General features: G+C 68.5%; 11 protein-coding genes and 1 riboswitch. Of the genes, 1 reads left to right on the forward strand and 10 read right to left on the reverse strand.

Features of this window, described 5'->3' with window-relative positions:
• Positions 1-36 precede the first annotated feature (36 nt).
• From IAG43_RS08125 to ctaE, 6 genes are all read right to left on the reverse strand, one after another.
• On the reverse strand, positions 37-1,449 hold the full coding sequence (locus IAG43_RS08125) for an aminotransferase class V-fold PLP-dependent enzyme (protein WP_246574158.1): 1,413 nt from the start codon (positions 1,447-1,449) through the stop codon (positions 37-39).
• A 182-nt stretch (positions 1,450-1,631) separates the two neighbouring features.
• Positions 1,632-1,749: riboswitch (SAM riboswitch) on the reverse strand.
• Between the two features lie 74 nt (positions 1,750-1,823).
• Positions 1,824-2,888: an anthranilate phosphoribosyltransferase gene (gene trpD / locus IAG43_RS08130; RefSeq protein WP_187740080.1), complete on the reverse strand. Its 1,065-nt coding sequence runs from the start codon at positions 2,886-2,888 to the stop codon at positions 1,824-1,826.
• A 138-nt stretch (positions 2,889-3,026) separates the two neighbouring features.
• A complete protein-coding gene (gene qcrB, locus IAG43_RS08135) occupies positions 3,027-4,652 on the reverse strand; it encodes a cytochrome bc1 complex cytochrome b subunit (RefSeq protein WP_187740081.1) in 1,626 nt (541 codons plus the stop codon).
• On the reverse strand, positions 4,649-5,725 hold the full coding sequence (qcrA, locus tag IAG43_RS08140; protein WP_187740082.1) for a cytochrome bc1 complex Rieske iron-sulfur subunit: 1,077 nt from the start codon (positions 5,723-5,725) through the stop codon (positions 4,649-4,651). Before qcrA ends, qcrB begins: the two co-directional genes overlap by 4 nt.
• A complete protein-coding gene (gene qcrC / locus IAG43_RS08145; protein ID WP_187740083.1) occupies positions 5,722-6,531 on the reverse strand; it encodes a cytochrome bc1 complex diheme cytochrome c subunit in 810 nt (269 codons plus the stop codon). The genes qcrA and qcrC overlap by 4 nt, the downstream gene beginning before the upstream one ends.
• A 90-nt stretch (positions 6,532-6,621) precedes the next feature.
• Positions 6,622-7,242 (reverse strand): aa3-type cytochrome oxidase subunit III, encoded by a 621-nt coding sequence (gene ctaE / locus IAG43_RS08150; protein ID WP_187740084.1) that lies wholly within the window; start codon positions 7,240-7,242, stop codon positions 6,622-6,624.
• A 192-nt stretch (positions 7,243-7,434) separates the two neighbouring features.
• Between ctaE and IAG43_RS08155 the strand changes: the two genes are divergently transcribed.
• Positions 7,435-7,836: a DNA-binding transcriptional response regulator gene (locus IAG43_RS08155; RefSeq protein ID WP_187740085.1), complete on the forward strand. Its 402-nt coding sequence runs from the start codon at positions 7,435-7,437 to the stop codon at positions 7,834-7,836.
• Between the two features lie 27 nt (positions 7,837-7,863).
• On the opposite strand, the gene IAG43_RS08160 is transcribed toward IAG43_RS08155, so the two are convergent.
• The 4 genes from IAG43_RS08160 to ctaC all read right to left on the reverse strand — a co-directional run bounded on the left by IAG43_RS08160 (position 7,864) and on the right by ctaC (position 12,343).
• Entirely contained in the window at positions 7,864-9,120 is a 1,257-nt protein-coding gene (locus IAG43_RS08160) for a L,D-transpeptidase (RefSeq protein WP_187740086.1), read from the reverse strand.
• Positions 9,121-9,240: 120 nt separating this feature from the next.
• Positions 9,241-9,639, reverse strand: a complete 399-nt coding sequence (locus IAG43_RS08165) for a cytochrome c oxidase subunit 4 (RefSeq protein ID WP_187740087.1) — start codon at positions 9,637-9,639, stop codon at positions 9,241-9,243.
• A complete protein-coding gene (gene ctaD, locus IAG43_RS08170; RefSeq protein WP_187740088.1) occupies positions 9,636-11,375 on the reverse strand; it encodes an aa3-type cytochrome oxidase subunit I in 1,740 nt (579 codons plus the stop codon). Before ctaD ends, IAG43_RS08165 begins: the two co-directional genes overlap by 4 nt.
• Positions 11,372-12,343 (reverse strand): aa3-type cytochrome oxidase subunit II, encoded by a 972-nt coding sequence (ctaC, locus tag IAG43_RS08175; RefSeq protein ID WP_187740089.1) that lies wholly within the window; start codon positions 12,341-12,343, stop codon positions 11,372-11,374. The genes ctaD and ctaC overlap by 4 nt, the downstream gene beginning before the upstream one ends.
• Positions 12,344-12,486 lie beyond the last annotated feature (143 nt).

Here is a 12,486-nt window from a genome sequence, read left to right on the forward strand (position 1 = left end):
CCGGGCCCGGCCGGTCCGGTCCCGTCCCGCCCCGCGTCAGCCGCGGTCGGGCACGCAGCGGCCGTCCTCGGTGCGGTACTTCCACTGCGCGCCCTCGCGCACCAGCTCCCGCACCGCCGTCACGAAGCGCTCGACGTGCTCGTCGGGGGTGCCGGCGCCGAAGCTCACCCGGATCGCGTTCAGCGACCGCTCGCCCGGGGCGGCGTCGGGCGCACCGCACTCGCCGACGTCCTGCGGCTCGCTGCCGAGCAGGGTCCGCACGAGCGGGTGGGCGCAGAACAGCCCGTCGCGGACGCCGATCCCGTACTCGGCGGAGAGGGCGGCGGCGAAGTGGGAGCTGTTCCAGCCGTCGACGACGAAGGAGATGACGCCGACCCGGGGCACGTCGTCCCCGAAGAGGGAGAGCACGCGCACCTCGGGCACCCCGGCGAGGCCCGCGCGCACCGTGTCGATCAGGTGCCGCTCGCGGGCGACCAGGGAGTCGAAGCCCGCCTCGGTGAGCGCCTTGCAGGCGGAGGCGATGGCGTAGACGCCGATGACGTTCGGGGAGCCGGCCTCGTGACGGGCGGCCGTGGTGTGCCACTCGACGTCCACGCCGCCGTCCGCGCGCCGGGCCACCGTGCGCGAGGCGCCGCCGCCCGCGAGGTAGGGCTCGGCCTCCTGGAGCCAGTCGGCCCGGCCGGCGAGCACCCCGGAGCCGAACGGCGCGTACAGCTTGTGCCCGGAGAAGGCGACCCAGTCGACGTCCAGCTCCTCGACGGAGACCGGGTGGTGGGGCGCGAGCTGGGCGGCGTCGAGGACGATCCGGGCGCCGTGGGCGTGCGCCGCGGCGGCGAGCTCCCGCACCGGCCACAGCTCCCCGGTCACGTTGGAGGCGCCGGTGACGCACACCAGGGCGGGACCGTACGGGTCCCGGCCGGCGAGCGCCCGCTCCAGGGTGTGCACCGCCTCTGCCGGGGTGCGGGGGGCGTCGAGGTAGGTGACGCGGGCGTCGCTCCAGGGCAGCAGCGAGGCGTGGTGCTCGGTCTCGAAGACGAAGACCTCGCACCCGGCGGGCAGCGCGGCCGCGAGCAGGTTGAGGGAGTCGGTGGTGGAGCGGGTGAAGACGACCTGGTCGCCGTCGCGGCAGCCGAGGAACTCGTGGACCGTGCGGCGGCTGTTCTCGAACAGGTCGGTGGACAGCTGCGACAGATAGCCGGCGCCCCGGTGGACGCTGCCGTAGTAGGGGGCGTACGCGGCGACGTCGTCCCACACCCGCTGGAGGGCGGGGGCGCTGGCGGCGTAGTCGAGGGCGGCGTACGTGACCTCGCCGCCGGTCACCAGCGGGACGGTGACGTCGCGGCCGAGCACGGGCAGCGGGGCGGCGCAGCAGGGGTCGGCGTCGGTCGCGGCGGCGGCCGGAGCGGGGACGGCGGTGGAGGTGGCGACGGCGTCAGGGCGCACGGACATGGCGGTAACTCCCGGCGGAGAAGGGCGAATCGGCTTCTGCTCACCCGTGAAAGGGGTACGGGTGTGTTGCCTCGACGCACGGACGACCCGTACGGAGGGTGGAGAAGGGGCGGTGACGCCCTAGCGCATTCGCTTGCTCACGGGACAGCTCCTCGAGGACCAGGACCCCAGAGCCGTGAAGGGGTCCGCGCTTGCCGCAGACCTCGCTGCCTGCGGCCTGGTCTTCACCCGGGGCACCCCGCCACGGACGGAGGGTTGCCGGACAGCGGGCCGGGGCCGTAATCGCTGTCACTCATGACCTTGGGAAGCATCCTGCCACATGTCTCGCAGGGTGCAAGGGTGCGGTCCGCATCGTGGACCGCACCCCTGCCCTGTCAGGCGTTGCTCGCGGCGACCCAGCGCTCCAGCGCCGCCCGCGCCGCGCCCGAGTCGATGGACCGGGCCGCCCGCTCCACCCCGGCGGCCAGCCGCTCCTCGAGGGCGGCTCCGGACGGCTCCAGCGCGGCCAGGGCGGCGGCGGAGTTCAGCAGGACGGCGTCGCGCACCGGGCCCTGCTCGCCGGCGAGGAGCCGGCGCGCCACGTCCGCGTTGTAGGAGGCGTCGGCGCCGCGCAGGGCCTCGACCGGCACCAGGCCGATGCCGATGTCCCTGGGGTCGAAGGTCTGCTCGCGCACGGTGCCGTCCTGGACCACCCACACCCGGGAGGTGGCCGTCGTCGTCAGCTCGTCGAGTCCGTCGTCGCCGCGGAAGACCAGTGCGGAGGAGCCCCGTTCGGCGAGGACGCCCGCGACGATCCCGGCGACCCTGGTGTCGGCGACGCCGGTGGCCTGCGCCGTGACCCGGGCGGGGTTGGTGAGCGGTCCGAGGTAGTTGAAGACGGTGCGGATGCCGAGTTCCCTGCGGGCCACGGCGGCGTGCCGCAGCGCGGGGTGGAACTTGACCGCGAAGCAGAAGGTGATGCCCGCCTCGGTGGCCACCTCGGCGACCCGCCGGGGGCTCAGCTCCAGGTTGACGCCCAGCTTCTCCAGCACGTCGGAGGAGCCGCTGGCGGAGGAGGCCGCGCGGTTTCCGTGCTTGACGACCCTGGTGCCGGTGCCCGCCACGACGACGGCGGACATGGTGGAGATGTTCACCGTCCGGGCGCCGTCGCCGCCGGTGCCGACGATGTCGACGCTGGGGCCGGGCACCTCGATCAGATTGGCGTGCTCGTACATCGTGCGGACCAGGCCGGAGATCTCCTCCACGGTCTCGCCCTTGGCCCGCAGCGCGGTCACGAAACCGGCGATCTGCGCGTGGGTGGCCTCGCCGCTGAGGATGCGGTCCATGGCCCAGGCGGTCGCGTCCGCGCCGAGGTCGCGGTTGTCGAGCAGGGCGTTCAGCACGGTGGGCCAGGAGTGGGCCGCCACGCTGTCGCCGCCGACCGGGGTCACAACGTTCATGGTCCGCTCCTGGGTCCACAGCTACGAACAGGATGCCCTCCACCCTATCGACCCCCGCCCACGCCGAAGGGCCCCGTCCAGCGGATGGACGGGGCCCTCGGTGCCCCTGAGGGCTGTGGCGACTCTCAGGTCAGGTGATCAGTGGTGGCCGTGGCCGCTGGTGATCTCCTTGTACTCGTCGGCGGTGGGCTTGGCGATCTGGTTGTCGCCTCCGAAGTAGGACTTGCTGAGCTTGACGCGCAGCTTCTCCATGGCGCCGACCTTGCGCTTCACACCGTTCTCGTCGACCGTGGGGCCGATCTCCGCGGGCTTGTACTGCTCGTGGGCGGTCAGCTTGTAGCGGTCGCCCGGCGAGAGCGGCTCGTGGATCTCGACGAACTCGCCGTGCGGCAGGCGCTTGATGATGCCGGACTCGCGTCCGTGCAGCACCTTCTCCTTGTCGCGGCGCTGGAGCCCCATGCAGATCCGCTTCGTGATGACGAACGCGAGGACGGGTCCGACGAAGTACGTGATCCGCACGAACCAGGTGATCGCGTTGATCGACATGTGGAAGTGCGTCGCGAAGATGTCGTTTCCGCCGCCGAGCAGCATGATCACGTAGCCGACGACCCAGGCGACACCGAAGGCGGTGCGCGTCGGGGCGTTGCGCGGGCGGTCCAGGATGTGGTGCTCGCGCTTGTCGCCGGTGATCCAGGACTCGATGAACGGGTACATCGCGATGGCCCCGAGGACCACACCGAAGATCACCAGCGGGATGAACACGCCCAGGACCAGCGTGTGGCCCCACAGGTTGATCTCCCAGCCCGGCATCACACGGATCAGGCCCTCGGCGAAGCCCATGTACCAGTCGGGCTGCGCGCCGGTGGACACCTGGTCCGGCCGGTAGGGGCCGAGCGCCCAGATCGGGTTGATCGTGAACAGCGCGGAGATGATCGCGATGACACCGAAGACCAGGAAGAAGAAGCCTCCGGCCTTGGCCATGTAGACCGGCAGCAGCGGCATGCCGACGACGTTCTTGTTGGTCTTGCCGGGACCCGCGAACTGCGTGTGCTTGTGGTAGAAGACCAGGATCAGGTGGGCCACCACGAGGCCGAGCATGATGCCCGGCAGCAGCAGGATGTGGATCGAGTAGAACCGGGCGATGATGTCGTGGCCCGGGAACTCCCCGCCGAACAGGAACATCGAGATGTAGGTGCCGACGATCGGCACCGACAGGATCGCGCCCTGCGTGAAGCGGACACCGGTGCCGGAGAGCAGGTCGTCCGGGAGCGAGTAGCCGGTGAAACCGGTGAACATGCCGAGGACGAACAGCAGGAAGCCGAACAGCCAGTTGATCTCACGCGGCTTGCGGAACGCGCCGGTGAAGAAGACGCGCATCATGTGCACGAACATGCCGGCGAGGAAGATCAGCGCGGCCCAGTGGTGGATCTGCCGGATGAGCAGACCACCGCGGACGTCGAAGCTGATGTCCAGCGTCGAGGCGTACGCCTCGGTCATCCGGATGCCCTGCATCGGCACGTACGAGCCGTGGTACTCGATCTCGTTCATGCTCGGGTGGAAGAACAGCGTCAGGTACACACCCGTGAGGATGATGATGATGAAGCTGTAGAGGCAGATCTCGCCCAGCATGAAGGACCAGTGGTCCGGGAAGATCTTGCGCATGTTGGCCTTGGCCAGGGAGTAGATCCCGAGCCGGCCGTCGGCCCAGTCGGCGACCTTCTCGCCGGCCGGTGCCTTCTTCTTGGTGTCTGTCGCAGTGCTCATCCGCGCTCCCAGAAGGCAGGACCGACGGGCTCTTCGAAGTCGCCGAGCGCCTCGAGGTTGCCCTCGGCGTTCACGCCGATCCGCAACTGCGGAAGGGGGTGACCGGCCGGACCGAAGATGACGCGGGCGCCGTCGGAGAGGTCGAAGGTGGACTGGTGGCACGGGCAGAGGACGTGGTGCGTCTGCTGCTCGTACAGGCTGATCGGGCAGCCGACGTGGGTGCAGATCTTCGAGTACGCGACGATGCCGTCGACGGACCACTCGAGCTCGCGCTTGTCCTTGATCTCCTCCGGCTGGATCCGGACGATCATCACGGCGGCCTTGGCGATCTCGTTGTTGAAGTCGTGGTTGCTCTCCTCCAGGCCCTCGGGCTTGACGAAGGTGAGCGAACCGACGACGACGTCCTCGGGACGCAGCGGCTCGTTGGTGTTCATGTTGATGAGCAGCTTGCCCTTGGCCCACAGCGTCTTGCGGAGCTTGTCCTCGGGCAGCGGGCCCAGCTCGCGCAGCAGCACCACGCCGGAGAGCGGCACCATGGCCAGCGCGCCGAACATGGTGTTGCGGATCAGCTTGCGGCGGCCGATGGCCGACTCACGCGCACCGTCCGCGAAGTCCGCCAGCACCTTGGCCTTGACCTCGGGGGCGGCCTCGATCGGGTGACGGTCGTCCGCCACCTCGACGTCGGACATCAGCGTGCGCGCCCAGTGGACGGCGCCGGCGCCGATGAGGAAGAGCGCCAGTCCCAGCGTCAGACCCAGCGACAGGTTCAGCGCGCTGACGTGGCCGATCGGCCAGACGTAGACGATCTTGTCGATGGGGAAGATCACGAACGAGGCGATGAAGCCGATCGTGGCCAGCATCGACAGCGTGAACATCAGGGCGACGGAGCGCTCGGAGCGCTTGGCCGCCCGCTCGTCGATGTCCTGGATGCGCGGCTTGTGGGCCGGCAGTCCCGGATCGGCGAAGGGGTCCTCGTCATGCTGGACGACGGCGGTGCCCCCGCCGTGTGCCGCGGCGTGCGCGGTGCCCTGCTCTGCCGGCAGGTTCTCTTCTGAATTCTCTTGGCTACTCATGACTTCTTGGCCTTAGCGGTGTGGGCCGCGACCCAGACGGCAACAGCGATCAGGGAGCCCAGACCGAAGACCCAGCCGAACAGGCCCTCGGCCACCGGACCGAGACCGCCGAGCGCGAAGCCGCCCGGGGAAGGCGTGTCGTCGCTGTTGACGGCCTTGACGTAGGCGATGATGTCGCGCTTCTCCTGCTCGGGCATGATCCCGTCGGGGAAGGACGGCATGTTCTGCGGGCCCGTCTGCATGGCCTCGTACAGATGCTTCGGGCTGACGCCGTTCAGGTCGGGGGCGTACTTGCCCTCGGTCAGCGCGCCGCCCTTGCCGGTGAAGTTGTGGCACTGGGCGCAGTTGGTGCGGAACAGCTCGCCACCGTTGGCGATGTCCGCATCGGCCGGGTCGAACTGCTCCTTCGTCGGAGTGATCGGACCGGCTCCGAGAGAGGCGACGTACGCCGCGAGCTGGTCGATCTCCTTCTGGGTGTAGATGTTCGGCTTCTTCGGCACCTGGGCGCCGGGCTGCTGGGCGGGCATACGGCCGGTGCCGACCTGGAAGTCGACCGCGGCCGAGCCGACGCCGACCAGGGACGGGCCGTCGGAGGTGCCCTGACCGCCGGTTCCGTGGCAGCTGGCGCAGCCGACGGTGTAGAGCTTCTGGCCCTCCTTGATGGCGAGGGACTGGGCGGTTTCATCGGCCTGCGCCTTGTCCGCGGGTGCGAACGCGGCGTACAGCCCCCCAGTGGCCGCCAGCGCGAGGAGTAGGACGACGACCGCCGCCAGCGGATGGCGTCGTCGTGCGGAGAGCTTTTTCACGGATTACCCCGGTGTCAGGATCTTCTGCGTCGATGCTTCTGGACTGTGTCTGCTTCAGGCGGCCCGTCTTCGGGACGGCCGCCGCGCCGGTTACTTGATCATGTAGATCGTGGCGAAGAGGCCGATCCAGACGACATCGACGAAGTGCCAGTAGTAGGACACGACGATGGCGGCGGTTGCCTGCTCGTGGGTGAATCTCCTGGCCGCGTACGTCCTGCCGAGTACCAGCAGGAAGGCGATGAGACCGCCTGTCACGTGCAGACCGTGGAAGCCGGTGGTCAGGTAGAACACGGAGCCGTACGGGTCGGACGAGAGGGAGAGCCCCTCGTGCTTGACCAGCTCGGTGTACTCGAAGACCTGGCCTCCGATGAAGATCGCACCCATCACGAACGTGATGATGAACCACGTGCGGAGCTTCTTCACGTCGCCCCGCTCGGCGGCGAAGACGCCGAGCTGGCAGGTGAGGGAAGAGAGCACCAGGATCGTGGTGTTGGTCGCCGAGAACGGGAAGTTCAGCGAGTCCGCCTTCTCCGTCCAGAACTCGGCACCCGTCACCGATCGCAGGGTGAAGTACATCGCGAAGAGGGCCGCGAAGAACATCAGCTCGGAACTCAACCAGATGATGGTTCCGACGCTGGTGAGGTTCGGTCGATTGACCGACGGGTGCGCGTGCCCGGTTTCTACTGTCGTTGCTGTCGCCACGACCGACATTATGTCGGTCGCTTATCCCGCCCTCACTCCGGGGGGTGCCGTTCGGTGTGTTGGTGCCCCCGTGCTGCCCCCCACCGGGAACGCGAGCGGCCCCGATCGGCCCATCGAAGAGGTGAGCGAACCGGTGTTGACACGCAGTCGGGAGGAGTAGCATCCGCGGCACAAGCCCTGTTCGTACGAGGCGGAGGAACCATGCAGTCGAGCGCCACGGTCCTGGTCTACAGCGACGACGCGAACACCCGCGAGCAGGTGCGGCTGGCGGCGGGACGCAGGCCGGCGGCGGACGTCCCGCCGGTGACGTTCGTCGAGTGCGCGACGCTTCCCGCCGTGCTGGCGGCCCTGGACGCCGGCGGCGTCGACGTGTGCGTGCTGGACGGGGAGACGGTCCCCGCGGGCGGTATGGGCGTGTGCCGGCAGATCAAGGACGAGATCTTCGACTGCCCGCCCGTGCTGCTGCTGATGGGCCGGCCCCAGGACGCCTGGCTGGCCACCTGGAGCCGCGCGGAGGCGGCGGTGACCCTTCCGGTGGACCCGGTGGAGTTCCCCGAGGCCCTGGCGGCCCTGCTGCGCGACAGGCTCTCCCTGGACGCCTGAGGGGTCCGGGAGAGCCTGCCGGAAGGGCTAGACGGCCGGACGCAGGCGGGCGGCCGTGGCGGAGGGACCGGCCTCCTCGGGGGTCGCGCCGCTGAGGGCGCTGCCCTCGCGCCACTTCTCCCAGGAGAGGTTCCAGTCGCCGAAGCCGTTGCCGAACGTGTCCATCATGTTGCCGAAGCTGTTCACGACCTTGACGATGTCACCCGGCCGGACGGTCTCGAAGAACCACTCGGCGTTGGACGTGGACATCCCGGTGCAGCCGTGGCTCACGTTGGCCGAGCCCTGCGATCCGACGGACCAGGGCGCGGCGTGGACGTACTCGCCGCTCCAGGTGACCCGGGTGGCCCAGTAGACAGGCAGGTCGTACGACTCGGAGCTGCCTTCGGCGATGCCGATGCTGGTGCCCCTCATCCGGACGAACTGCTCCTTGGCGAGCACGACCTTGACGCCGTTGCGGGTGTCGAAGCCGGGCTTGCCGGTCGTCACCGGAATGGTGTTGATCACTTCGCCGTTGCGCTTGACGGTCATCGAGTGGGAGCCGGCGTCGGTGATGGCCTCGATGCGGTCGCCGATGGTGAGCTTCAGGGACTTGGAGCTGCCGCCGTAGAGCTTCCCGGCGACCTTGACGCCCTGGAGGTTGCTGGAGGCCGTGACGGTCGTGCCCGCGGGCCAGTACTCCTTCGGGCGGTAGTGGAGGAGCTTGTCGTCCACCCAGTACCAGGAGCCCTCCACAGCGGGCTTGGAGCCGACCTTGAGGGCCCGCTCGACGACCCGCCGGGCCTTCTTGTCCTTGACAGCCATGCTGAGCTTGGCGGTGATGGGCTGCCCCACGCCGTAGGTGCCCGGCTCCGGGCCGAATTCGGCGGTGAGGAAGCGCTTGGCGGGGGTCGTCTCGAAGTGGAGGACCCGCACGCCGGGCGCGCCGTCCTCGTCCTCGGTGGAGACCCGCATCGTGTAGCGGGCGCCGGCGGCCAGCGGGGCGGTGGAGCGCCAGCGGACGCCGTCGGCGGAGAGTTCGCCGGCGAGTCGGCGGCCCGCGTCGTCCGTGACGGTGACGTCGGTGATCCGGCCGCTGTCGCCCTTGGCGGTGACTTCGAGCGGCTTGTCCGGGTCCACCGTGCTGCTGCCTGCCTTCGTGTTGAAGGAGACCTGTCCGGCGGCGTCGAAGGGCTGCGCGGACAACGGGTGCTCGTCGGGCTCGCCGCATGCGGTCGCGACCGTCCCGAGGGTCACGGCCAGCACGATGCAGCTGACGACGGTGCGGAAGTGCGGCGTGTGGTTCATGAGCACACGCTATGAACGCCTGTCAGGCGCGGCGCGCTGAATGACTCCAAACGAGGGGCCCGGATCCACCTTCTTGGAGTGAAGGGGACCCGGGCCCGATCGCCGTGTCGCTACGCGGTGTTACTGGTTCTGGTTCTCACCGCGGTAGTACTCGAACACCCAGCCGAAGAGGCCGATGAGGAGCAGCGGCAGCGAGAAGTAGAGCAGCCACCAGCCGATCGCCACGCCGAGGAAGGCGAGCGCACCGCCGATCGCCAGCGAGAGCGGCTGCCAGCTGTGCGGGGAGAAGAAGCCGACCTCGCCGGCCTCGTCCGCCACGTCGGCTTCCTTGTCGTCCTGGGCCATCGCGTCGACCCGCCGGGCCGTGAAGGCCAGGTAGTAGCCGATCATGACCGTCAGACCGAAGGACAGGAAGAGTGCGGTGGTTCCGACCGGCTCCTTCGACCAGACGCCGTACAGGACGGCGACGGCCAGGATGAAGACGCTCAGCCACAGGAACATCTTGCCCTGGATCTTCACTTGCTCTCCTCCTTGCCACCGGCCGTGACGCCGGCCGGCACGCCGCCGTGCTCGAGCTCGTCGAGCGCCGCGATCTCCGGGTGGTGCAGGTCGAACGCCGGGGATTCACTGCGGATGCGGGGCAGGGTGAGGAAGTTGTGCCGCGGCGGCGGGCAGGACGTGGCCCACTCCAGCGAGCGGCCGTAGCCCCACGGGTCGTCGACCTCGATCTTCTTGCCGTACTTGGCCGTCTTCCAGACGTTGTACATGAACGGCAGGATCGACAGGCCCAGCACGAACGAGCTGATCGTGGAGATGGTGTTCAGCGCGGTGAAGCCGTCGGCGGCCAGGTAGTCCGCGTACCGGCGGGGCATGCCCTCGGCGCCCAGCCAGTGCTGGACGAGGAAGGTGCCGTGGAAGCCGATGAACAGCGTCCAGAAGGTGATCTTGCCGAGCCGCTCGTCCAGCATCTTGCCGGTGAACTTCGGCCACCAGAAGTGGAAGCCGGCGAACATCGCGAAGACCACGGTGCCGAAGACGACGTAGTGGAAGTGCGCGACGACGAAGTACGAGTCCGAGACGTGGAAGTCCAGCGGCGGCGACGCCAGGATGACGCCGGTCAGGCCACCGAAGGTGAAGGTGACCAGGAAGCCGATGGTCCAGAGCATCGGTGTCTCGAAGGACAGCGACCCCTTCCACATCGTGCCGATCCAGTTGAAGAACTTCACGCCGGTCGGCACCGCGATGAGGAATGTCATGAAGGAGAAGAACGGCAGTAGGACGCCGCCTGTCACATACATGTGGTGCGCCCACACCGTCACCGAGAGGCCGGCGATGGCGATGGTGGCGCCGATCAGGCCGATGTAGCCGAACATCGGCTTGCGGGAGAAGACCGGGATGATCTCGGAGACGATGCCGAAGAACGGCAGCGCGATGATGTACACCTCTGGATGGCCGAAGAACCAGAAGAGGTGCTGCCACAGCAGGGCGCCGCCGTTGGCCGCGTCGAAGACGTGGGCACCGAACTTCCGGTCGGCCTCCAGCGCGAAGAGCGCGGCGGCCAGCACGGGGAAGGCCAGCAGGACCAGCACACCGGTCAGCAGGACGTTCCAGGTGAAGATCGGCATCCGGAACATCGTCATGCCGGGCGCGCGCATGCAGATGATCGTGGTGATGAAGTTGACCGAGCCGAGGATCGTGCCGAAGCCGGAGAAGGCCAGACCCATGATCCACATGTCGGCGCCGACACCCGGCGAGCGGACGGCGTCCGACAGCGGGGAGTAGGCGAACCAGCCGAAGTCGGCCGCACCCTGGGGGGTGAGGAAGCCGGCCACCGCGATCAGCGAGCCGAAGAGGTACAGCCAGTAGGCGAACATGTTCAGCCGCGGGAACGCCACGTCGGGCGCGCCGATCTGCAGCGGCATGATCCAGTTCGCGAATCCGGCGAACAGCGGCGTCGCGAACATCAGCAGCATGATCGTGCCGTGCATCGTGAACGCCTGGTTGAACTGCTCGTTCGACATGATCTGCGTGCCGGGACGGGCCAGTTCGGCGCGCATGAAGAGCGCCATCAGACCGCCGATGCAGAAGAACACGAACGACGTGACCAGATACAGCGTGCCGATCGTCTTGTGGTCGGTGGTGGTCAGCCACTTCACGACGACGTTGCCGGGCTGCTTGCGCCGGACGGGCAGCTCGTTCTCGTACGAGTCCTCAGCTGCGTCGGCGGCACCCTGGGGTTCGTTGAGGATGCTCACAGTTGGTTCTTCTCCGCATTCCTGGCCGGGTCCGTCTGCTCAATGCCCGACGGGATGAAGCCGGTCTGCCCCTTCTCGGCGAGCTCCTTCAGATGCTGCTGGTAGCGCTCCGGGGAGACGACCTTGACGTTGAAGAGCATCCGGGAGTGGTCGACGCCGCAGAGCTCGGCGCACTTGCCCATGAAGGTGCCCTCACGGTTGGGCGTCACCTCGAACACGTTGGTGTGTCCGGGGATGACGTCCTGCTTGAAGAGGAAGGGGACCACCCAGAAGGAGTGGATGACGTCGCGGGAGGTCAGGACGAACCGGACCTTCTCCCCCTTGGGGAGCCACAGCGTCGGGCCGGGGTTGCCGTTCTGCGGGTTCCGGGTGCCCGGGATGCCGGCGTCGTAGACGCCCTCGGCACCCTCGGGGAAGTCGTCGCCGTACTTGTCCGGGATGGCGTTCAGTTCCTTCTGGGCCTGAGCGTCACCGGTGGCGGGGTCGCCGTCGACGTCCTCGAGGTAGTTGAAGCCCCAGCTCCACTGGTAGCCGACCACGTTGATGGTGTGGGCGGGCTTGTCCGAGAGGGCCAGCAGCTTCGACTCATCCCGTGCGGTGAAGTAGAAGAACACCGAGACGATGATGATCGGAACCACGGTGTACAGGGCCTCGATGGGCATGTTGTACCGGGTCTGCGGAGGTACCTCCACCTTGGTGCGGGTGCGCCGGTGGAAGAAGACGCTCCAGAGGATCAGACCCCACACCAGCACGCCCGTGACGAGCGCAGCCGCCCACGAGCCCTGCCAGAGGGAGAGGATCCTCGGCGCCTCCTCCGTTACCGGGGTGGGCAGTCCGAGGCGGGGGAAATCCTCCCAGTTGTATGAGCAACCGGAGGCGGTAGCCAGGATCAGGCCCGCAGTCAGCACCTGCGGCAGCTTCCGCCGCATCGGGCGCCGCGACGAGCGGTCGGAGCCGTTGGGACTCACGTAGCGCCTTCCCGAGAGTCTCGGCCCGCGCGGCCGGGCTGCGGCCGTCTCGCTGGTCGGTCGCCGGCCCTGACGCGGGCAGGGGTTTGGATGTTTATGCGGACCAAACCCTACTGGACGCTATTTGGGGTCGCGCGGGGAGG

Origin of the sequence: Streptomyces genisteinicus, assembly GCF_014489615.1 — a bacterium.
Taxonomy (GTDB): domain Bacteria; phylum Actinomycetota; class Actinomycetes; order Streptomycetales; family Streptomycetaceae; genus Streptomyces; species Streptomyces genisteinicus.

Excerpts from the sequence above, each read along its gene's own strand:
- IAG43_RS08125 (WP_246574158.1), bottom strand. The coding sequence starts at position 1,449 with ATGTCCGTGCGCCCTGACGCCGTCGCCACCTCCACCGCCGTCCCCGCT.
- trpD (WP_187740080.1), bottom strand. The coding sequence starts at position 2,888 with ATGAACGTTGTGACCCCGGTCGGCGGCGACAGCGTGGCGGCCCACTCC.
- qcrB (WP_187740081.1), bottom strand. The coding sequence starts at position 4,652 with ATGAGCACTGCGACAGACACCAAGAAGAAGGCACCGGCCGGCGAGAAG.
- qcrA (WP_187740082.1), bottom strand. The coding sequence starts at position 5,725 with ATGAGTAGCCAAGAGAATTCAGAAGAGAACCTGCCGGCAGAGCAGGGC.
- ctaE (WP_187740084.1), bottom strand. The coding sequence starts at position 7,242 with ATGTCGGTCGTGGCGACAGCAACGACAGTAGAAACCGGGCACGCGCAC.
- IAG43_RS08155 (WP_187740085.1), top strand. The coding sequence starts at position 7,435 with ATGCAGTCGAGCGCCACGGTCCTGGTCTACAGCGACGACGCGAACACC.
- IAG43_RS08160 (WP_187740086.1), bottom strand. The coding sequence starts at position 9,120 with ATGAACCACACGCCGCACTTCCGCACCGTCGTCAGCTGCATCGTGCTG.